The following is a 20275-nucleotide window of genomic DNA, read 5'->3' on the forward strand; positions in this document are numbered from 1 at the left end:
CCGCATGAGTTTGCCCGAGCCCGTGACACTCGCGCTGAGCGAGACGGGTCTCGATCCCCGATACGTCGAGGACCTCGTCCGCGCCACGCTGGAGGAGGACCTCGGCGGCGGCGAGGACGTCACCACCACCGCGACGGTGCCCGCGGACCAGCGAGCGGTCGCCGTGCTCGGCTCCCGCGAGACCGGCGTGCTCGCCGGCCTGCCGGTGGCCGAGGCGGTCTTCGCGGTCACCGACCCCGGCGTCGAGATCGAGCGGCACGCCGCCGACGGTACGCAGATCCAGGCCGGCTCCAAGGTGCTGACGGTGCACGGCCGCACCCGCCAGCTGCTGCTGGCCGAGCGGACCGCGCTGAACCTGGCCAGCCGGCTGTCCGGCATCGCCACCGCCACCCGGGCCTGGGTCGAGGCGCTGGCCGGCTCGCCCGCCGCCGTCCGCGACACCCGTAAGACCACGCCGCTGCTGCGCCCGCTGGAGAAGTACGCGGTGCGCATGGGCGGCGGGGTCAACCACCGCTCGACGCTGTCCGAGTCGGCGCTGATCAAGGACAACCACATCGCCGCGGCCGGTGGCATCACGGCGGCCTTCCAGGCGGTCCGGCGGGCCTACCCGGACCTCGCCGTCGAGATCGAGGTCGACACCGTCGACGGCGCCCGCGAGGCGGTCGAGGCCGGCGCCGGCCTCGTGCTGCTCGACAACTTCGGCGTCGACGACGTCCTCGAGGCCGTGAAGGTCGTCGACGGACGGGCCCGGCTCGAGGTCAGCGGCGGTCTGACGCTGGCGCAGGCCGGCGCCTACGCCGCCACCGGCGTCGACTACTTGTCCACCGGCGCCCTGACCCACTCGGTCCAGGCGTTGGACCTCGGCCTCGACGTGATCGCGGTGGAGGGACACTAGCCAGCATGTTGTTGGCCATCGACGTCGGTAACACCGAGACCGTCATCGGGCTGCTCGACGGCCTCGAGGTGCGGCACCACTGGCGCGTGGCCACCGTGGCCACCCGCACCACCGACGAGCTGATGGCGCTGCTGCGCGGCCTGTTCGCGGGGACCGACGAGCCGATCGACGGCATCGCCATCTGCTCGACGGTCCCCGTGGTGCAGCGCGAGATGCGCTGGCTCACGCAGCGCTACTTCGCCGACGTGCCGGCGTTGCTGGTCGAGCCCGGTGTGAAGACCGGCGTGCCGATCCTCATGGACAACCCGCGCGAGGTCGGCACCGACCGCATCGTCAACGCGCTGGCCGCCATGCACAAGTACGGCACCGGGCGGCCGTGCATCATCGTCGACTTCGGCACAGCCACGACGTTCGACGTCGTCTCGGCGCGCGGCGAGTACATCGGCGGCGCGATCGCCCCCGGCATCGACGTGTCGCTGGAGGCACTGCGCAACGCCGCGGCCCAGCTGCGCCGGGTCGAGCTGGTCCGGCCCCGGTCGGTCATCGCCAAGAACACGGTCGAGGCGCTGCAGTCCGGCGCACTGTACGGCTTCAGCGCCCAGGTCGACGGCGTGGTCACCCGCATGGCGACGGAGCTGGGGGTGGGGCTCGACGGTGTCACGGTGATCGGGACGGGCGGGCTGGCGCCGTTGGTGCTGGACGAGTCGGCGACGATCCAGCACCACGAGCCCTGGCTCACGCTGATGGGCCTGCGGCTGGTCTTCGACCGCAACCATCCGGCCTAGGAGGGGCGGGCAAGACCGGCGGTGAGAGGGGGCCGGAGGCCTCCTCGAAATCGTCGGTGCGAGGCGCAGGAATGGGCGGCTGTACAGAGGCTTGCCCGGCCCGACGACTCCGGGGTCCTGAGTCAGCCGCGCCGGTCCAGCAGCGCGTTGAGGTCGCCGACCGGGCCGAGGTGCTGCAGCTTGTCGGGGTTGATCTGGTTGTGCACGCCGATGACCCGGCCGTCGGCGATGGTCAACGACAGCACGCCCAGCACGGCGCCGGCGGCGTCGCAGACGCGGGCACCCGGCTGGCCGTTCACCGTCACCGGCTCCAGGACGGTGCCGAGCTGCACGCCGGTGCGGCCCAGGTTGGCCAGGAACCGGGCCACCTGCAGCCCGCCGGTCAGCGGCCTGCGCACCGCCGCGGTCTTGCCGCCGCCGTCGCCGTGGAAGACGGCGTCCTCGGCCAGCAGGTGCTCCAGCGCGGCGACGTCGCCGCCGTTCAGCGCCGCGAAGAACGTGCGGGCCAGCGCGTCGCGGCGGTCGCGCGACGCCTCGAACCGGGGCCGCCGCTCCTCGATGTGCTTGCGGGCGCGGGTCAGCAGCTGCCGGCAGTTGGCCTCGCTGCGCTCCACGATCGTGGCGATCTCGTCGTAGCCGTAGCCGAACACCTCGCGCAGCAGGAACACCGCCCGCTCCACCGGCGTCAGCGTCTCGAGCACCACGAGGAACGCCGTCGACAGCGTCTCGGTCTCCTCGACCCGCCGGGCCGGGTCGTCGTCGCTGACCAGCAGCGGCTCCGGCAGCCACTCGCCGACGTACTGCTCGCGCCGGTACCGGGCCGAGCGCAGCGCGTCGATGGCCAGCCGGGTGGTGACGGTCGTGGCGTACGCCTCGGGGTTGTCCGCCCTCGTGCCCGACTCCGCCGCGCGGTGCATGCGCAGGAACGCCTCCTGCACGACGTCCTCGGCCTCGCTGACGCTGCCCAGCATGCGGTAGGCCACCGAGAACATCAGTGGCCGCAGGTCGTCGTGGGCGACCGCGACATCGGTCACGGCGACGATCCTGTCACAGAACGGCGGGTGCCCTCGTCGAAGGGGGCGGGACACGAGAAGAGGAGATGGACATGCGAGTCTTCCTGGCCGGTGCGACCGGCGCCGTGGGACGGTCACTGGTGCCGCTGCTGGTGCAGGCCGGACACGAGGTGACCGGCAGCACCCGATCGGAGTCCAAGCTGGCCGGTCTGCGTGCCGCCGGCGCCGAGGGCGTCCTCATGGACGGGCTCGACGCCGCGGGCGTCCTGGCCGCGGTCCGCGCCGCCCGCCCGGATGTCATCGTGCATCAGCAGAGCGCGCTGATCGCCCAGACGGGCAACCCGAAGCGGTTCGACCGCGACTTCGCCACCACCAACCGGCTGCGTATCGAGGGCACCGACCACCTGCTGGCGGCCGCCCGCGAGACCGGCGTGACCCGGTTCGTCGCGCAGAGCTACACCGGCTGGACCAATGCCCGCAGCGGCGGCCCGGTGAAGACCGAGGACGACCCGTTCGAGCCGAACCCGGAGTCCGACTGCCGCGAGACCATGCGCGGCATCCAGCACGTGGAACGGGTCACCACCGGCACCCCCGGCATCGACGGGCTCGCGCTGCGCTACGGCAATTTCTACGGCCGCGGCACCGGCATGACCGGCACCATCGCCGAGGTGCTGCGCAAGCGGAAGCTACCGATCGTCGGCGGCGGCACCGCGGTGTGGTCGGTCGTCCACATCGACGACGCCGCCCGGGCCACACTGGCCGCGATCGAGGGCGGCGCGCCGGCCGTCTACAACATCGTCGACGACGACCCCGCCCCGGCGGGGGACATGCTGACCACGCTGGCCGCCGCGGTCGGCGCGAAACCGCCGCGACGCCTGCCGACCTGGCTGGCCCGGCCACTGATCGGCGACTTCGGCATAGCGTTCATGACGACCTTGCGCGGCTCGTCGAACGCCAAGGCCAAGCGCGAGCTCGGCTGGAAGCCCGACCACGCCAGCTGGCGGCAGGGCTTCTACGAGCGGTAGCCGCGGCGTCCGGCCGGCAGATCGGGACTGTGCTCGACGAACGACCAGCCGTTCGCCTCGATCGCCCGGTGTGCCGGCCCGCTCAGGGCGGCGAACGACACCTCGAACCCCGACGACCGGCCGCGGACGGACAGCTCGCGCAGGAACCCGATCGCGGCGTCGGTCATGCCGGTGACCCGGTGCATGTCGACGACCACGTGGTCGAGCGCGTTCAGCTGCTCCAGGCGGTCGACCTCGTCGATGGCCGGGCCGAACGCGTCGTCGGGGTCGGTGCCGACCTCTCCGGAGAGGAACACGACGATCTCGCGGCCACCACGGTCGACGACTTCCACAGTGCTCATCGACCTCACCTCCGCACCCAGCGTGGCAGTTCCGCGGTATCGGCGGCAAGCATTCCGCCATCCCACTCAGATGTCGGGGTCATGCAAAGATCAGGAACGCTCTCCAGTCGACATGCGCACTGGACCGAGGACTCAGGGGGACCTCCGGCCCCCCATCGTCCGTCGGTTTTGCATGACCCCTCCAGGCTTACCCATGAGCGGACGAGAACGCGCACCGCCTAGGCTTGTCCCCCATGAGTGGACTGCCCCCGAGCGACGATCAGGATTTGCCCGAGCAGATGCGCATCCGGCGCGAGAAGCGCGCCGAGCTGCTGACCTCCGGGCAGCCGCCCTATCGTCTCGGATTCCCGCGCAGCCACACCTTCACCGCACTCCGGGCGGCTTATCCCGACTTGCCCCCCGGCACCGAAACCGGCGACCCCGCCTCCGTCGCCGGTCGGGTGATCTTCCTGCGCAACACCGGCAAACTCTGTTTTGCCCGGCTGCGCGAAGGCGACGGCACCGAACTCCAGGTCATGCTCTCGCTCGATCGTGTCGGCGAGGAGAGCCTGGCGTCCTGGAAGCACCTGGTCGACATCGGCGATCACGTGGGCGTCGAGGGCGAGGTCATCGTCAGTAAGCGGGGCGAGCTGTCGGTGTCGGCCGACCGCTGGACCATGCTTTCCAAGGCGCTGCGCCCGCTGCCGGTCGCGCACAAGGATTTGAATGAGGAAACCCGGGTCCGGCAGCGTTACGTCGACCTGATCGTCAATCCGGACGCCCGGACCATGGTGCGAACTCGCGCCGTCGTCACGCGGTCGGTGCGCGAAACGTTGCATCGGCTCGGCTACATCGAGGTCGAGACGCCGGTTCTGCAGCTCGTCCACGGCGGCGCGACGGCGCGTCCATTCCAGACGCACCTCAATGCGTTCGACATTCCGATGACGTTGCGTATCGCCATCGAGCTGTACCTCAAGCGCGCCATCGTCGGCGGCGTCGACAAGGTGTACGAGATCGGCCGCGTTTTTCGAAACGAGGGTATCGATTCCACGCACAGCCCCGAGTTCACCATGCTCGAGTCCTATGAGGCCTACGGCGACTACGACACCCAGGCCGCGCTCACCCGCGAGATCGTCGTCGACGCCGCCCACGCCGTCGGCCGGACGGTGGTGCCCGACGGCCGCGGCGGCGAGATCGACCTCGAGGCGCCCTGGCAGCACGTCACCCTGCACGAGGCCGTCTCGCGGGCCGTCGGCGAGCAGGTCACCATCGACACCCCGGTCGAGCGGCTGCGCGAGCTGGCCGAGAAGCACGAGGTCGGACTGGACGCGTCGTGGGGCCACGGCGAGGTCGTGCTCGAGCTGTTCGAGAAGCTGGCCGAGCACACCTTCATGACGCCCACGTTCATCCGCGACTATCCGGAGGAGGTCCGGCCGCTGGCCCGGCCGCACCGCGACGACCCGCGCCTCGCCGAGGCGTGGGACCTCATCATCCGCGGTGTCGAGATGGGCGTCGCCTACTCCGAACTGGTCGACCCCGTGGTGCAGCGCGAGCGGCTGACCGCGCAGTCGCTCAGGGCGGCCGCCGGCGACCCCGAGGCCATGCAGCTGGACGAGGACTTCCTGCGCGCGCTCGAATACGGCATGCCGCCCACCGGTGGCATGGGACTGGGAATCGACCGGCTGATGATCCTGCTCACCGACTCGGGCATTCGCGAGACGATCTTGTTCCCGCTGGTGAAGCCGGAATGATGGCACCGGCCGAAATCGAGCCGGATCAGCGCTATCGGGTGCGGCGGGCACGTACCGCCGATGTACGGTACATCCGCGGCCTGCTCGACGGTTACGCTGCGCAGCGGATCCTGCTATCCAAAGAGACGGTCACCCTATATGAGGACATCCAGGAGTTCTGGGTGGCCGAAACCGTCTCGCCCAGTGGTCCGGGCACTGTCGTCGGTTGTGGCGCGTTGCATGTCATGTGGGAGGATCTGGCCGAGGTCCGCACCCTCGCCGTCGCCCCGGAATGGCGCCGGCACGGTGTCGGTCACGCCCTGCTCTCCCGATTGCTGCACGTGGCCGAGGAACTCGGCGTCGTGCGAGTGTTCTGCCTCACGTTCGAGGTCGACTTCTTCGTCCGGCACGGTTTCCAGCGAGTGGAAGGCGCGCCGGTAGACACCGACGTCTACGCACAGTTGTTGCGGTCGGCCGACGAAGGCGTAGCCGAGTTCCTCGACCTCGACCGAGTGAAGCCGAATACTCTGGGTAACGTGCGGATGCTTCGTCGAATGGGTACCACGTCACAAATCGACCTGGACGACTCGCGCCAGACGAATTGAAATTCAGTGTTCTAGGGCGTAACAATAGCCTTGTCACACTAATCTTCGACTGCACCCCCAGCAGGAAGGATCAACGATGGCGCAAAAGGTTCAGGTGATTCTGCTCGACGATCTCGACGGTGGTGAAGCCACCGAGACCGTGAGCTTCGCCTTGGACGGAGCCTCGTACGAGATCGATCTGTCGGCCAAGAACGCCGGCAAGCTCCGTGATGCCCTGTCGCCGTACGTCGGCTCGGCCCGCCGTGCGTCGGCCAGGCGGGGGCGTGGACGAGCCGCCGCGACCGGTGGGCGGGCCAGCCGCACCGACACCACGGCCATCCGGGAATGGGCCCGCGACCAGGGCCTGAAGGTGTCCGACCGGGGACGCATCCCGTCCGACATCCTCGCGAAGTACGAGACCGCTCACGGGTGACGGCGTGGTGTCATCGCATCACCGCGGAGCTGCACGGGGGTTTTGACGCGGGAAGGGGCCGGCGCCTGGTTCAGGCGGCCGGCCCCTCGCGTGTCCGGGGAACGGGAACGGTGACGGGTCAGGCGTCGGCGAAGACCTGGCGCTGCCGGCCGAGCCCGTCGATCTCCAGCTCCACGACGTCGCCGGCCCGCAGATAGGGCTGGCCCGGCATGCCCATCGCCACGCCGGCCGGGGTGCCGGTGTTCACCAGGTCGCCCGGCTCGAGCACCATGAACTGGCTCAGGTACCAGACGACGTGCCCGATGCCGAAGATGAGGTCGGCCGTGGTGCCGTCCTGCCGCTGCTCGCCGTTCACCCACAGCCGGAGCCCCAGCTTGCCGGCGTCGTCCACCTCGTCGGCCGGCACCAGCCACGGCCCGAGCGGGTTGAACGTCTCGCACGACTTGCCCTTGTCCCACTGGCCGCCGCGCTCGAGCTGGAACTCCCGCTCCGAGACGTCGTTCGAGACGACGTAGCCGGCGATGACGCCCAGCGCGTCGTCGGGGGAGTCCAGGTAGCGGGCCTCCTTGCCGATGACGACGCCCAGCTCGACCTCCCAGTCGGTCTTCACGCTGCCCCGCGGCACCAGCACGGTGTCGTTCGGGCCGACGACGGTGTTCGCCGCCTTCATGAAGATGATCGGCTCGTCAGGCAGCGCCGCGCCGGTCTCGGCGGCGTGGTCGCGGTAGTTCAGCCCGATGCACACGACCTTGCCGGGCCGGGCGATCGGCGCGCCGACCCGGGCGCCGTCCGGAAGCGCCGGCAGCCCGCCCCCGGCCAGCGCGGCGCGGGCCCGCGCGATGCCGTCGCCGGCCAGGAACGCGCCGTCGATGTCGCCGGTGACCGCGCTCAGGTCGTAGACCGTGCCGTCGTCGGCGCGGACGGCGGGACGTTCCGCGCCCCGGTCACCGATGCGCATCAGTTGCATGTCGTCTCCTCGTCGTGAGTGGGTGCGGGTCAGGGGAGCCGGACGTGGCCAGGATTCAGCTCGTCCACGGTACGGGCACCGAGCAGCTGCATGGTGCGCCGGACCTCGGTGGTCAGGATCTCGGCGGCGCGGGCGACGCCGCGCTCGCCACCGGCCATCAGGCCGTACAGGTAGGCGCGGCCGACCAGGCAGGCGTCGGCGCCCAGCGCCTTGGCCGCGACGATGTCGGCGCCGCTGGTGATGCCGGTGTCGAGGTAGATCTCGGCGCGCTCGCCGACCGCCGCGGCCACCTCGGGCAGCAGCCGCAGCGGCACGGGTGCGCGGTCCAGCTGGCGGCCGCCGTGGTTGGACAGCACGATCGCGTCGGCGCCGGCGTCGACCACCCGCCGGGCGTCGTCGACGGTCTGGATGCCTTTGACGATGAGCGGCCCGGTCCAGATCGAGCGCAGCCACGCGAGGTCGTCGACGGTCATCGACGGGTCGAAGAGCAGGTCCAGCAGCTCCGCGATGGTGCCCTTCCACGACGTCAGCGACGCGAACTGCAGCGGCTTCGTGGTCAGCAGGTTCATCCACCACGCCGGGTGCACGGCCGCGTCGAGCACCGTCTTCGCCGTCAGCGTCGGCGGGATGGTGAAGCCGTTGCGGACGTCGCGCAGCCGGGCGCCCGCCACGGGCACGTCGACGGTGAGCATCAGCGCCTCGAAGCCGGCGTTCGCGGCCCGCTTCACCAGGTCCTCGCCGGCCGAGCGGTCCTTCCACACGTACAGCTGGAACCACTTGCGCGCCCGCGGCGCCGCGGCGGCGACGTCCTCGATGGACGTCGTGCCCATGGTGGACAGCGAGTAGGGGATGCCGGCCCGTTCGGCGACCCGGGCCACGGCGCTCTCGCCCTGGTAGTTCATCATCCGGGTGAAGCCGGTGGGCGCGAACGCGTACGGCTGGGCGGCTGGCGTCCCCAGCATGGTCGTCGTGGTGTCGACCTCGGAGACGTCCCGCAGGATCGACGGCCGGAACTCCAGCTGCGCGAACAGCGACCTGGCCCGGCGCAGGCTGATCTCGGCCTCGGCCGCGCCGTCGGTGTAGTCGAACACCGAGCGCGGCGTGCGCATGCGCGCGATGCGACGCAGGTCGGCGATGGTCAGCGCGCTCGCGAGCCGGCGGTCGGTCGGGTTCAGCGTGGGCCGTTTCGTGCGCAGCAGTGGCTTGAGCTCGGACCAGCGGGGGAGTTGTCGGTCGGTCATGGAGCGGCTCCGTGGACGTCAGCCATGTGGTCAGACCACAAGATATCAGTAGGGTCTGTCCGTGGAGGGGCGTGCATACCGGCGACGACTGGGGGCCGGAGGCTCCCACGAGTCGTCGGTCGGAGGACAGATGGCAGGCGGAGGGCGCATGCGGCGGTAAGGCGCGTGTGCGACCCGACACGTAGAGGATGGTTGCGTGAGGACCCATGAGCTGGTGCTCCGCCAGGTGGAGGCCGACCTGTCGGCGGGGAAGCTGCGGCTGGGCGATCGCCTGCCCGGCGAACGCGCGCTGGCCGGCCAGCTCGGCGTCAGCCGTCCATCCGTCCGCGAGGCGATCCGGGTCCTCGAGGCCATGGGGGTCGTGCGGACCGCGGTCGGCTCCGGCCCCGACGCCGGCGCCGTCATCGTCGCCGACCCCGGCTCGCCGCTGACCGCCACGCTGCGGCTGCACCTGGCCACCAGCCACCTGCCGATGGGCGACATCGTCCAGACCCGCGTGCTGCTCGAGTCGTGGGCGGTGCGCGAGGCGGCCGACCGTGCCACACCGGAGCAGGTCGCCGCGGCGCGGCAGCTGCTCGACGCGATGGACGAGCCCGATCTGCCGCGCGAGCGGTTCCACCTGCTCGACGCCGAGTTCCACGTGGCGCTCGCGACGCTGGCCGGGAACGTGCTGGTCTCGACCATCATGGCGTCGCTGCGCGAGGCGATCCACGGCTACGTCATCGCCGCCGCGCCCAACGTGCCCGACTGGGCGCCGGTCGCGACCCTGCTCCGCGCCCAGCACCGCGCCGTCCTGGCCGCCGTCGCCGACGGTGACGGCGACGGCGCGGCCCGGCTCGTGGCCGAGCACATCGAGGGCTTCTACAAGGCGTCCCGCCTGGGCTGACCCGCGGCCGGCGCCGTCGCGGCCGGGCGGTCAGATGTCGGGGAAGGGGTCCTCGGGCAGCAGGCCGGCCAGCTCGGCGTCGGCCGCGTGGACGGCCGCGACGTACTCGTCCTCGATCTCGTAGCTGCGCTTGCCGAGCCGGAACGTCGGCGTCGGGGCGAAATCGACCGGGCCGAGTCGCGTGGTGCGCGGGTACTGCAGGTTCACCTCGGTCGGTCCGCCGCGACGCACCGGGCTGCCGGTGAGCACGGCGATGCGCCGGTCGGTGACCGCGACGTAGCAGTCGATGCCGGCCATCACGGCGCCGAGCCAGACGGCCGTGACCGGGATGAGGTAGCCGAGCTGCTCGCCCGGCTCGAGGAGGTCCTGGCAGCGGCGGCGGATGGGCGCGGGCACCGGCATGCCTCACTCTGGCACAGCGATCGGCCGTCACCGCTAGGCCATGGCGCAAATCGGACAATATCGATCTAGATGGGTCGAAGTTACGGGTAGATGCCGCTAGTGTTTCCCCAACATCGGGGCGGCTTTCCACACCTCTCGTAGAAAGTGCCGGTCGCAGCCGGCTCCCGGTGCAACAAGCATCTCGAGCAACGGTCCCGCACTTTCGACGGAGCGAGGAGACGACCATGGCTCAGGACCACAGGTTGAGCCGGCGCCGGCTGCTGACGATCAGCGCCGGCACGCTCGCCGCAGCCACCATCGTGCCGGCCGTGCCGGCACTGGCCGGTCCGCTGGCGAGCAACGTGCCCAACCCACTGCTGCCTCCGGGCAAGCGCGGCACCATCCTCTACACCCAGCGCGACGCCACGGCGCGGCGCGGCATCTGGAACAACCCCGCACCCACCATGGGCCAGCTCGGCGGCCCGAACTTCCCGGCCGACCCGAACGACCTCGGCCCGACGGTGCCGCTGCCGGGCGGCTTCCGCGAGGTCTTCCTGTTCCTCGCGAACGCCGGCTTCAAGCAGGTCGAGTTCGCCGGGTACAGCCAGCATGCCGAGAACCAGGGCGGCAACGTCCCGCCGCTCACCCAGGGCAGCACGCTGCTGCGGCAGAACTTCCCGGCCTACCTGAACTACGCCCGGACGCTGCGCGGCTTCCTCGACGAGGCCGGCCTCGAGGCGATCGGCAACCACGGCTTCATCCCGAACAGCTACCCGGGCGGCCCGAACGGCGGCATGACGGCCGACGACTACGACCGCTTCCAGATCGAGCTCGAGTTCGCCTCGATCATGGGCATGCCGTACATGGGCACCGGTGGCGACCCGACCGGCAGCTCGGCCAAGGAGTCGTGGGACGTCGCCGGGCAGAAGTGGGAGGCGCTCAACGACCTCGGCCGCCCGTGGCGCATCTCGATCTACCCGCACAACCACGCCGACGCCTACGGCTTCCTGCAGGACGGCCCGATGGTGCAGGTGACGGTCGACCGGGTGACCGGCAACCCGCTGCCGCAGCCGCAGATGGTGCGCGGCGAGTCCGGCATCCGCAAGATGCAGTACTACTTGGACATCACCCCCAGCACGAAGTGCTTCTGCGAGATCGACATCTACTGGGCGACCTCGGCGCAGCACCGGTTCCGCTGGTACTACGACTGGGACGGCCAGCGCCGCGAGAACATCTTCAGCCCGATCGACCAGATCGCGGCGCAGCCGCTGCGGTACCCGCTGTACCACGCCAAGGACGGCGAACGCCGTGAGGAGCAGCCGCCCGGCGTCGGCGAGGGCTACCGGATGATCCCGTTCGGCGACCCGCGCAGCGACATCGACTACGACGCGATCTTCCGCCGGCACCGCCCGCGCGGCTACCACAACCCCAACTACGAGGACGACACCGCTCCCGGTGGCGCGGCCGACCAGGGCCGGTCGCTGCGGCACGCCGTCATCAGCGGCACCAACATGTCGAACATGGCGCGCTGAGACTCCCCGGCCGGCCGGGTGTCCCCCGGCCGGCCGGGTGATCAGCCCCGTTGGTGGGGCGGTGGCTGCTGCGCCGGCTCCGCAGCCACCGCCCCACCCCAACGTGCTCAGCTCGCCCGGCTCAGGACCCGTTCGACGTAGGTCGGGGCGGGCTCGTCGGTGGCGATGCGCCCGTCCGCCACTTCGACGACGCGGTCGACCCAGTGCAGCGACTGCGGCCGGTGCGTGACGACGATCGTCGTGCGGCCGGCCGACGCCACGCGCATGGCCTGGTTGACCTTGCGTTCGCTGGCGAGGTCGAGGTTCGACGTCGCCTCGTCGAGGATGAGGATGGACGGGTCGCCGAGCAGCGCCCGGGCCAGGCACACCAGCTGCCGTTGACCGGCCGACAGCGACCGGCCCCGTTCGGCCACCACGTGGTGGTAGCCGCCCGGCAGCCGGGTGATGAACTCGTGCGCCCCGACGGCGCGGGCGGCGGCCTCGACCTCGGCGTCGCTGGCGTCGGGCCGGGCGTAGGCGATGTTGTCGCGGATGGTGCGTGAGAACAGGAACGGCTCCTGCGGCACGTACCCGAGGTGCCGCCGATAGCTGGTGACGTCCAGGTCGTCGAGCGGCCGGCCGTCGACCAGCACGCGGCCGTCGGTGGGGTCGTAGAACCGGGCGACCAGCTTCGACAGCGTGGACTTGCCGGCGCCGGTCCGCCCGACGAACGCGACCCGCTGGCCGGCCGGCACGTGCAGGTCGACGTCGCGGACGGCGTCGGTGGCGGCGCTGGCGTAGCGCAGCCGGACCTGCTCGAACCGGAGGTCACCGGCGATCGCGTCGACCGGGACGGCGTCGGGCCGCACCGGCGTCGACGTCTCCAGCGCCAGCAGCGCACGGACCCGGACCAGCCCCGTCCGCGCCCGCTGGTACACGTCGAACACCGACGACAGCTGCTGGATCGGGGCGAACACCTGGGCGAGGTAGAGCAGGAACGCAATCAGCGTGCCGAGCGCCAGGGTGCCGGCCTCGATGCGCTGCGCACCGACCCAGAGCACCGCCGCGATGGCCAGCACCGACAGCAGCTCGATCGCGGCCACGTAGACCGAGGTCGCGTACAGCCCGCGCAGGCTGGCCGCGACGTACTGGCGGCCGAGCACGGCGAACCGCTCGAGGTTCACGGCCTCGCGGCGGAACGCGTGGGTGACGCGGATGCCGGCCATGCTCTCCTGCACGTCGGCGTTGATCGTCGACAGCAGCTCGCGGGCGTCGTCGTAGGCGACCGAGGCGCGCCGCCGGTACCACCAGGTGACGGCGCCGGCGAACGGCACGACCCCCAGCACGACCAGTGCCAGCATCGGATCGAGCGCGACGACGACCATCGTCATGCCGGCGAAGGTGGCCACGCTGACGACGGCGTTGATCAGCCCGACCTGGAACAGCTGGGCGATCGCGTCGACGTCGGACGTCATGCGGGTCATCACCCGGCCGGCCTGGGTGCGGTCGTAGTAGTCGATGCCCAGCCGTTGCAGCTGACCGAAGATGCGCACCCGCATCGCCAGCAGCAGCCGCTCGGTGCTGCGCGTCGTCCACAGGTAACCGGTGCGCTGGTCGGCCCAGAGCAGCCCGACCAGCACCGCCGCGGCGAGGCACACCCACAGCAGCACCGACGTCGAGCCCGCGCGCATGCCGTCGTCGACCGCCTCCTGCACCAGCATCGGGTTGACCAGCGTGATCGCCGCCTCCAGGACGACCAGCGCGAGGCCGACCAGCAGGCCGCCGACGTACGGGCGCAGGAACGACGCCAGCCGCAGGACGCCTCGGGTGCCGCCCTCACGGTCGAGGTCGACGTTGGGCGGGTCCTGCGGCGGCGGCAGTGCGGCGATGCGTTCGGCCACCTCGGCCGGTACCGCGAGCTGCAGGCCGGGCAGCGAGCCGGTGGCGTCCTGCCGCGACTCCCAGGCCGACGCCGTCGCCTCGAACCGTCCTGCCTGGGCGTGCGACATCAGGTCGTCGGGACGCTCGTCGCTGCCCGGGCCGTCGCCGAACAGGTCGCGGTAGAGGGCGTTGCGTTCCAGCAGTTCGGCGTGGCCGCCCTGGTCGACGACCCGGCCGTCGTCGACGAGGACGACGCGGTCGGCCAGGCGCAGGGTGGACTCGCGGTAGGCGACCAGCAGGACGGTGCGGCTGGCGAGGAACGGTTCGAGGTTGGCGTGGATGCGTTCCTCGACCTTGACGTCGACCGAGGAGGTGGCGTCGTCGAGCAGCAGGATGTCGGGCTCGGCCAGCAGCGCCCGGGCCAGCGCGACACGTTGGCGTTGCCCGCCGGACAGGGTGATGCCCTGCTCGCCGACCACGGTCTGGTAGCCGTCGGGGAGTGTGTCGATGAACTCGTCGGCCATCGCGGCGCGGGCGGCGGCCTGGATCTGGTCGGGGGTGGCGTCGGGTTTGCCGTAGGCGATGTTGGCGGCGATGGTGTCGGAGAACAGGAAGCTGTTCTCGAACACCACCCCGATGCGGCGGCGCAGCTCCGGCAGCGACCAGCGGCGCACGTCGATGCCGTCGACGGTGACGGTGCCGGCGTCGGCGTCGAAGAAGCGCGGCAGCATCGACAGGGCTGTGGACTTGCCGCAGCCGGACGGTCCGACCAGCGCGACGGTCTCGCCGGGCTGGACGTCGAGGGTGAAGCCGCGCAGCACCTGGTGGCCGTCGCCGTCGGCGTAGGCGAAGCGGAGCCGGTGGAACGACACCGCGCCGCCGCGCTCGTCGGCGGGGATCGGGCGCAGCGGCTCGGTGATCTCCGCCTGCAGGTCGAGCAGTTCGCCGACCCGCTCGGTGGCGGCCTTGCACAGGGGTGCGTTGGTGAGGACCATGCCGGCGACCCGGGCGGCGCCGATCAGTTCGGCGAGGTAGCCGGTGCAGGCCAGGAACACGCCGATGGTGAGCTGGCCCTGGATGACCAGCAGCCCACCGGCCAGCAGCACCAGCACCTGCCCGAACAGCGGCGCGCCCTGCAACGACGCGATGAACGGCGCCCGCAGCCGGACCGCCCGGACCCGGGCGCGGAACATGTCGAGCAGGGCGCCGTGCAGCCGCGCGGTCTCGGCCGGCTGCTGCCCGAACGCGCGGACCACCCGGACCCCGGTGACGGCCTCTTCGACCCGTGAGGTCATCTCGGCTTCGCGGTCCTGCGCGTCCCAGCCGGCGGCGTAGACCTGCCGGCGTTGCCGGTTGGTGACGGCGAACACGACGGCGATGACGGCGACCACGAGGGCGGCGATGAGCGGGGACAGGGTGAACATGACGATGACGGCCAGCAGCGAGGACAGCAGGGTCGCGGCGACCTGCGGGATCCAGGACAGCAGCATGTGCACGTAGCGCAGGTCGCCGCTGATGCGCGACACCAGCTGCCCGCTCTGCAGCTGGGCGTGGCCGGTGAAGTCCAGACGCTGCAACGTGTCGTAGACGTCGCGGCGCAGGTCGTCCTGGATGCGGAATGCGGTGGTGCCACCGATGTGGCGCCACCAGGCGGACAGGAAGAAGCGGGCCACCGCCAGCCCGATGAGCAGCACGATCATCGGCAGCAGCGGCGCGGACCGGGTGTCGATGGCGTCGTCGACCACCCGGCCCTGGGTGACCGGGACGGCGGCGACGGTGACCGCCCAGGCCAAGGCCACGACGACGGAGACGATCAGGGTGCCGCGGTGGCGGAGGAGGTACGGAGCGAGCCGACGGAACGTGCCGGGCGGCTGTGAGGGTTCGGCTGACGCGACGGCGGCCGAGGGCGTTGACGGTGTGGCGGTCTGGGCTGAGGGGCGCGCGGACGCGGTGCGGCTGGGCACAGGGATCTCCCGTAGCAGCGGGTTGGATGTGAACACCCCGACTGGGGCCGCAGAAATGCCTACGCCCGGTTGGCCGGGCGGATCAACGGTCCGGCGCCAACTCCGCGACGTCGATGTCGACCCGGAACGGCGCCCTGATCGTCGCCGTCTGACCGGCCGTCCACGTGCCCGCTTCGGTGTATGCGTCGCCGCCGTGGGGCAGCGCGTAGGCGGTCAGGCTGAGCTCGGGCTGGAACTCGACCCGCCAGAAGTGTGGGATGCCGGCTTCGGCGTACTTGGCGGGCTTGAGGAACCGGTCGGTCGACTTCGACCCCGGCGACACCACCTCGACTACGAGCAACAGCTCGGACGGATGGGCGAGGCGGCGACCCCGCCGGACGGCATCGCGTCGCACGACCGTGACGTCTGGGATCAGGTAACTGGGATCCATGTCGATGCCCGGCGATCCGAGGACCAGATGATCGGCGGGCACGGCGTCCTTGATGAGATCACGCAGCTTCAGCCAGAGACCTTCGTGGTAGAGCCCAGGCGGCGGTGTCATGAGCAGGCCGCCGTCGATGATCTCGAACCGCCAGTCTGACTCGGGCAGTGCGAGCAGATCGTCGAAAGTCCATCGCCCAGGCCCGATCGGAACCTCGAGCTTCGCCCTTTCGACCGCCGGCATGTCGACCACCACCATCTGGGTTCTTCTCCTCTCGTCAGTCTCGCACTGCTGTTCGGCATGTCGCCACTCTTGCGCCGGCCGCGGCCGGGATCCACCGGCGAATCGCGAAATGTGGACAACTCGGCGAACCGGCCGGGCCTGTGGACAACGGGCCGAACGGCTGATTCCTCGGATCGCACCAATCCGCGGCGTGGACCGTGTCGAACACGGGGCATGATCGCGACGACGCACCGGTGGGGACCCGCGGCCTGGCCGCGCTGGCCGGGATCGCGGCCGGCGGCCTCACCCTGGGCGTCGGCGAGCTGGTCGCGGCGCTGGTGGTGGAGCCGGCGGCGGCGCCGTTCCTGGCGGTCGGCAACACCTTCGTCGACCTGACACCGGAGTGGTTGAAGAGCTTCGCCATCCGGACGTTCGGCGAGAACGACAAGCAGGTCCTGCTGGGCGGGATGGCCGGGGTGCTGCTGGTGCTGTCGGCGATCGGCGGTGTGCTGGAGCGGTGGCGGCGCCGGGCCGGGGTGGCGGTGCTGCTGCTGCTGGGCGGGGTGGCGGTCGCCGCCGCGCTCGGCCGGCCTACGGCCACGGCCGCCTGGGCGCTGCCGAGCCTCGCCGGCGTCGTCGCGGGCGCCGCCGCGCTCACGTTGATGGTGGGCCGGCTCCGCGACCGCGCTCCGGCGGCCGACCAGACTCGCGCGGTGGATGCGGACCCGAGCACGTCGGGGGAGTCCGCATCTGCCGCGCGGCCGCCGCGGCGGCAGGTGCTGCTGCTCACCGCGGCCGTGGCCGGGATGGCGGTCCTGACGGCGATCGGCGGGCGGCGGTTCGGGCGGACGCTGGCCGAGGTGCGCGAGGCGAGGGACGCGCTGCGACTGCCGGCGCCGGCCGACACGGCGGCACCGGTCCCGGCCGGCGCCGAGCTCGACGTCGCCGGGATGACGCCGTTCACGACCCCGAACCGCGACTTCTACCGCGTCGACACCGCGCTCGACCTGCCGCGAGTGGTGCCGGAGGAGTGGCGGCTGCGGATCCACGGCATGGTCGGCCAGGAGGTGGAGCTGGACTTCGAGGACCTCCTCGGGTTGGACCTGGTGGAGCGGATGATCACGCTCACCTGCGTCTCCAACGAGGTCGGTGGCGAGCTGGCCGGCAACGCGGTCTGGCTCGGCTACCCCTTGAACGACCTGCTGGACCGCGCCGACCCGAGCCCCGACGCCGACATGCTGCTGTCGACCAGCGTCGACGGGTTCACGGCGGGCACACCGCTGGACGTCGTCAGGGACGGGCGCGACGCGCTGCTGGCGGTCGGCATGAACGGCGAGCCGCTGCCGATCGCGCACGGGTTCCCGGCCCGGCTGGTCGTCCCCGGCCTCTACGGCTACGTCTCGGCCACCAAGTGGGTGACGGAGCTGGAGCTGACCCGGTTCGACCGCGCCTCCGCCTACTGGACCGACCGTGGCTGGGCCGCCGAGGCGCCGATCAAGACGGCCTCGCGCATCGACGTCCCGGGGTCGTTCGCCGAGGTGGCGGCCGGCCGCACCGTCGTCGCCGGTGTCGCGTGGGCGCAGCACCGCGGCGTCACCGGTGTCGAGGTGCAGGTGGACGACGGCGACTGGCGGGCCGCGCGGCTCGCCGACGAGGCGTCGGTGGACACCTGGCGGCAGTGGTCGTGGGAGTGGGACGCCGAGCCGGGCAACCACACCCTCCGGGTCCGCGCCACCGACGGCGCGGGCGACCGGCAGACCGACGAGCAGGCGCCGCCGTTCCCGGAGGGGTCCAGCGGCTGGCATTCGGTGGTGGTGCGCGTGACCTGACTCCAGGGCACCACCAGCACAGCACACCGAACCGACACCACGAAAGGAACCACCATGAAGCTCCTGACCAGGCGAGTCCCCGTCCTGCTGGCGACGGCGGCCGCACTCACCCTGACCCTGTCCGCCTGTAGCGACGACGACGGAGACGACTCGACGGCGAGCGGCAACGGCGACAGCACCTCCGCACCCGAGGAGGAGACCACCGAACCGGCCGACGAGCCGGCCGACGAGATGACGGAGGAGCCGATGGCCGGCCCGGTCGGTCCGGGCTGCGCCGACTACGCCTCCCAGGTCCCCGACGGCGAGGGCTCGGTCGAGGGCATGTCCGACGACCCGGTCGCCGTGGCCGCGTCGAACAACCCGATCCTCACGACGCTGGTCTCCGCGGTGTCCGGCCAGCTGAACCCGCAGGTCAACCTGGTCGACACGCTCAACGGCGCCGAGTTCACCGTCTTCGCGCCGGTGGACGACGCGTTCGCCGCGGTCGACCAGGGCACGCTGGACACCCTCGCCACCGACGCGGACCTGCTGACGACGGTGCTGACGTACCACGTGGTGCCCGGCCAGCTCTCGCCCGACCAGGTGGTCGGCGAGCAGGCCACGGTCCAGGGTGCACCGGTCACCGTCGCCGGCACGGCGGACGCGCTGACGGTCAACGGCGCCAACGTCATCTGCGGCGGCGTCACGACGGCCAACGCGACCGTCTATCTGATCGACGGCGTGCTCATGCCGCCGATGTGATCCACGCTGGAGCCATGACGGAGGATCGCCACACCGCGGTGGTGCTGTTCACCCGCGACCTGCGCGTGCACGACCACCCGGCGCTGGCCGCCGCCGTCGAGCAGGCCGGCCGGGTGGTGCCGCTGTTCGTGCTCGACGACGCGATCCTCACCGGCCGGAACGCCGCGCCCAACCGCGCGGCGTTCCTCGCCGGTGCGCTGGCCGACCTGCGTGAGCAGCTGCGCCGCCGGGGCGGCGACCTGGTGTTGCGCCGCGGCGACGTGGTCGCCGAGACGATGGCGGTGGTGACCGCGACCGGCGCGACGTCACTCCTGTGCAGCGCCGACGTCAGCGGCTACGCACAGCGCCGCGAGCACCGGCTGGCCGCCGCCTGTGCGCAGCGGCGGGTCCGGTTCCGTGCCTACCCCGGCGTGACGGTGGTGCCGCCCGGCGAGCTGGTCCCCGCCGGCGGCGACCATTACCGCGTGTTCACCCCGTTCTGGCGCGCCTGGGACAAGGCCGCCTGGCGCGACCAGCTGCCGGCGCCGCGGGCCGTCCCCGCCGCCGGCCTCGACCGGATCGGCCGGCTCCCGTCGGTGGACGAGCTGGTAGCCGACGGCGCCACCTCGCCCGACCTGCCCGCGGGTGGGGAGACGGCCGGACGGAGCCTGCTGGACGCCGCCGCCGAGCGGGCCGGCGCAGGCGGGCCGGATCTCGACGACCTGGCCGGCGACCACACGTCGCGGCTGAGCCCGTACCTGCACTTCGGCTGCGTGTCGCCGCTGGAGGTGGCGAACCGGCTGGCCGACCGAGCGCCGGAGCAGGTCAGGCAGCTGGCCTGGCGCGACTTCCACCATCAGGTGACGGCGGCGGTCCCCGCGATCGCCCACCGCGACTACCGCGACCGCGACATCGTCTGGCGCGACGACCCGGACGCCCTCGACGCCTGGCGGCGCGGCCAGACCGGCGTGCCGATCGTCGACGCCGGGATGCGGCAGCTGCTGCGCGAGGGCTGGATGCACAACCGCGCCCGGCTGGTCACGGCGTCGTTCCTCACCAAAACGCTGCGGATCGACTGGCGGGCCGGCGCCGCGCACTTCTTCGGCTGGCTGGTCGACGGCGACGTCGCGAACAACGCGGGCAACTGGCAGTGGGTGGCCGGCACCGGCAACGACACCCGGCCCAACCGGGTGCTCAACCCGCTGCGCCAGGCCAGGCGGTTCGATCCCGGCGGCGCCTACGTGCGCCGCCACATTCCCGAACTGGCCGGGCTCGACGGACCGGCAGTGCACACGCCGTGGACGCTGCCGGACGACCGCCGCAAGGAGCTGGACTATCCGGACCCGCTGATCGACCTCTGACGCCGTCGGCACAGGTATACCCAGCTGGAGGTGCGCCGTTTCCCGTCGGACCAATCCGCTCGCCCCGCGGCGCCGAACACTCCATAGTCAGGGTGCACGATGACGG

General features: G+C 71.7%; 18 protein-coding genes. 11 read left to right on the forward strand and 7 right to left on the reverse strand.

The window, feature by feature from the left end; translation table 11 throughout:
- Positions 1 to 4: 4 nt before the first annotated feature.
- Positions 5 to 895 carry a carboxylating nicotinate-nucleotide diphosphorylase gene (gene nadC / locus BLV05_RS07885; protein WP_082155088.1) on the forward strand — a complete coding sequence of 297 codons (891 nt, stop codon included), beginning with the start codon at positions 5 to 7 and terminating at the stop codon, positions 893 to 895.
- 5 nt (positions 896 to 900) lie between these two features.
- Positions 901 to 1680, forward strand: a complete 780-nt coding sequence (locus BLV05_RS07890; RefSeq protein WP_046767944.1) for a type III pantothenate kinase — start codon at positions 901 to 903, stop codon at positions 1678 to 1680.
- A gap of 122 nt (positions 1681 to 1802) precedes the next feature.
- Here the strand turns inward: BLV05_RS07890 and BLV05_RS07895 are convergent, their stop codons facing one another.
- Positions 1803 to 2714 (reverse strand): RNA polymerase sigma-70 factor, encoded by a 912-nt coding sequence (locus tag BLV05_RS07895; RefSeq protein WP_197683579.1) that lies wholly within the window; start codon positions 2712 to 2714, stop codon positions 1803 to 1805.
- 71 nt (positions 2715 to 2785) lie between these two features.
- On the opposite strand from BLV05_RS07895, the gene BLV05_RS07900 reads away from it, so the two are divergent.
- A complete protein-coding gene (locus tag BLV05_RS07900; RefSeq protein ID WP_046768007.1) occupies positions 2786 to 3718 on the forward strand; it encodes an NAD-dependent epimerase/dehydratase family protein in 933 nt (310 codons plus the stop codon).
- Here BLV05_RS07900 and BLV05_RS07905 read toward each other — a convergent pair.
- Positions 3706 to 4059, reverse strand: a complete 354-nt coding sequence (locus BLV05_RS07905) for an STAS domain-containing protein (protein WP_152690664.1) — start codon at positions 4057 to 4059, stop codon at positions 3706 to 3708. The genes BLV05_RS07900 and BLV05_RS07905 overlap by 13 nt on opposite strands.
- 224 nt (positions 4060 to 4283) lie before the next feature.
- Between BLV05_RS07905 and lysS the strand changes: the two genes are divergently transcribed.
- From lysS to BLV05_RS07920, 3 genes are all read left to right on the forward strand, one after another.
- Positions 4284 to 5789 carry a lysine--tRNA ligase gene (gene lysS / locus BLV05_RS07910; protein ID WP_407716987.1) on the forward strand — a complete coding sequence of 502 codons (1506 nt, stop codon included), beginning with the start codon at positions 4284 to 4286 and terminating at the stop codon, positions 5787 to 5789.
- Entirely contained in the window at positions 5789 to 6373 is a 585-nt protein-coding gene (locus BLV05_RS07915; RefSeq protein ID WP_231948777.1) for an amino-acid N-acetyltransferase, read from the forward strand. Before lysS ends, BLV05_RS07915 begins: the two co-directional genes overlap by 1 nt.
- Positions 6374 to 6449: 76 nt before the next feature.
- The gene (locus BLV05_RS07920) at positions 6450 to 6785 is read left to right on the forward strand and encodes a histone-like nucleoid-structuring protein Lsr2 (protein WP_046767948.1); all 336 of its coding nucleotides are present in this window, start codon (positions 6450 to 6452) and stop codon (positions 6783 to 6785) included.
- A gap of 118 nt (positions 6786 to 6903) precedes the next feature.
- Here BLV05_RS07920 and BLV05_RS07925 read toward each other — a convergent pair whose 3' ends face one another.
- Both BLV05_RS07925 and BLV05_RS07930 read right to left on the reverse strand, forming a co-directional pair.
- Positions 6904 to 7752 (reverse strand): fumarylacetoacetate hydrolase family protein, encoded by an 849-nt coding sequence (locus BLV05_RS07925; RefSeq protein ID WP_046767949.1) that lies wholly within the window; start codon positions 7750 to 7752, stop codon positions 6904 to 6906.
- A gap of 29 nt (positions 7753 to 7781) precedes the next feature.
- Complete coding sequence (locus BLV05_RS07930; protein WP_046767950.1) at positions 7782 to 8993, reverse strand: alpha-hydroxy acid oxidase; 1212 nt, start codon at positions 8991 to 8993, stop codon at positions 7782 to 7784.
- A 196-nt stretch (positions 8994 to 9189) separates the two neighbouring features.
- Here BLV05_RS07930 and BLV05_RS07935 point away from each other — a divergent pair, with 196 nt between their 5' ends.
- Positions 9190 to 9879 (forward strand): FadR/GntR family transcriptional regulator, encoded by a 690-nt coding sequence (locus BLV05_RS07935; RefSeq protein WP_046767951.1) that lies wholly within the window; start codon positions 9190 to 9192, stop codon positions 9877 to 9879.
- Between the two features lie 30 nt (positions 9880 to 9909).
- Here BLV05_RS07935 and BLV05_RS07940 read toward each other — a convergent pair whose 3' ends face one another.
- Complete coding sequence (locus BLV05_RS07940; protein WP_152690665.1) at positions 9910 to 10275, reverse strand: hypothetical protein; 366 nt, start codon at positions 10273 to 10275, stop codon at positions 9910 to 9912.
- A 230-nt stretch (positions 10276 to 10505) separates the two neighbouring features.
- Between BLV05_RS07940 and BLV05_RS07945 the strand changes: the two genes are divergently transcribed.
- Entirely contained in the window at positions 10506 to 11792 is a 1287-nt protein-coding gene (locus tag BLV05_RS07945) for an apurinic/apyrimidinic endonuclease family protein (RefSeq protein ID WP_046767953.1), read from the forward strand.
- Positions 11793 to 11899: 107 nt separating this feature from the next.
- Here the strand turns inward: BLV05_RS07945 and BLV05_RS07950 are convergent, their stop codons facing one another.
- Together BLV05_RS07950 and BLV05_RS07955 are read right to left on the reverse strand one after the other, a co-directional pair.
- Positions 11900 to 15652 carry an ABC transporter ATP-binding protein gene (locus BLV05_RS07950; RefSeq protein WP_082155090.1) on the reverse strand — a complete coding sequence of 1251 codons (3753 nt, stop codon included), beginning with the start codon at positions 15650 to 15652 and terminating at the stop codon, positions 11900 to 11902.
- A gap of 46 nt (positions 15653 to 15698) precedes the next feature.
- Complete coding sequence (locus tag BLV05_RS07955) at positions 15699 to 16295, reverse strand: Uma2 family endonuclease (RefSeq protein ID WP_052762310.1); 597 nt, start codon at positions 16293 to 16295, stop codon at positions 15699 to 15701.
- Positions 16296 to 16477: 182 nt separating this feature from the next.
- Between BLV05_RS07955 and BLV05_RS07960 the strand changes: the two genes are divergently transcribed.
- The 3 genes from BLV05_RS07960 to BLV05_RS07970 are packed head-to-tail and all read left to right on the forward strand — an operon-like array spanning position 16478 to position 20169.
- Entirely contained in the window at positions 16478 to 18088 is a 1611-nt protein-coding gene (locus BLV05_RS07960; protein ID WP_231948778.1) for a molybdopterin-dependent oxidoreductase, read from the forward strand.
- 54 nt (positions 18089 to 18142) lie between these two features.
- Positions 18143 to 18829 (forward strand): fasciclin domain-containing protein, encoded by a 687-nt coding sequence (locus BLV05_RS07965; protein ID WP_083421287.1) that lies wholly within the window; start codon positions 18143 to 18145, stop codon positions 18827 to 18829.
- Positions 18830 to 18843: 14 nt separating this feature from the next.
- Positions 18844 to 20169 (forward strand): cryptochrome/photolyase family protein, encoded by a 1326-nt coding sequence (locus BLV05_RS07970; RefSeq protein WP_046771257.1) that lies wholly within the window; start codon positions 18844 to 18846, stop codon positions 20167 to 20169.
- Positions 20170 to 20275: the final 106 nt, after the last annotated feature.

The sequence above is a fragment of the Jiangella alkaliphila genome, assembly GCF_900105925.1.
Taxonomy (GTDB): Bacteria; Actinomycetota; Actinomycetes; order Jiangellales; family Jiangellaceae; genus Jiangella; species Jiangella alkaliphila.

Excerpts from the sequence above, each read along its gene's own strand:
- nadC (WP_082155088.1), top strand. The coding sequence starts at position 5 with ATGAGTTTGCCCGAGCCCGTGACACTCGCGCTGAGCGAGACGGGTCTC.
- BLV05_RS07890 (WP_046767944.1), top strand. The coding sequence starts at position 901 with ATGTTGTTGGCCATCGACGTCGGTAACACCGAGACCGTCATCGGGCTG.
- BLV05_RS07900 (WP_046768007.1), top strand. The coding sequence starts at position 2,786 with ATGCGAGTCTTCCTGGCCGGTGCGACCGGCGCCGTGGGACGGTCACTG.
- BLV05_RS07905 (WP_152690664.1), bottom strand. The coding sequence starts at position 4,059 with ATGAGCACTGTGGAAGTCGTCGACCGTGGTGGCCGCGAGATCGTCGTG.
- BLV05_RS07915 (WP_231948777.1), top strand. The coding sequence starts at position 5,789 with ATGGCACCGGCCGAAATCGAGCCGGATCAGCGCTATCGGGTGCGGCGG.
- BLV05_RS07920 (WP_046767948.1), top strand. The coding sequence starts at position 6,450 with ATGGCGCAAAAGGTTCAGGTGATTCTGCTCGACGATCTCGACGGTGGT.
- BLV05_RS07925 (WP_046767949.1), bottom strand. The coding sequence starts at position 7,752 with ATGCAACTGATGCGCATCGGTGACCGGGGCGCGGAACGTCCCGCCGTC.
- BLV05_RS07930 (WP_046767950.1), bottom strand. The coding sequence starts at position 8,993 with ATGACCGACCGACAACTCCCCCGCTGGTCCGAGCTCAAGCCACTGCTG.
- BLV05_RS07945 (WP_046767953.1), top strand. The coding sequence starts at position 10,506 with ATGGCTCAGGACCACAGGTTGAGCCGGCGCCGGCTGCTGACGATCAGC.
- BLV05_RS07955 (WP_052762310.1), bottom strand. The coding sequence starts at position 16,295 with ATGGTGGTGGTCGACATGCCGGCGGTCGAAAGGGCGAAGCTCGAGGTT.
- BLV05_RS07965 (WP_083421287.1), top strand. The coding sequence starts at position 18,143 with ATGAAGCTCCTGACCAGGCGAGTCCCCGTCCTGCTGGCGACGGCGGCC.
- BLV05_RS07970 (WP_046771257.1), top strand. The coding sequence starts at position 18,844 with ATGACGGAGGATCGCCACACCGCGGTGGTGCTGTTCACCCGCGACCTG.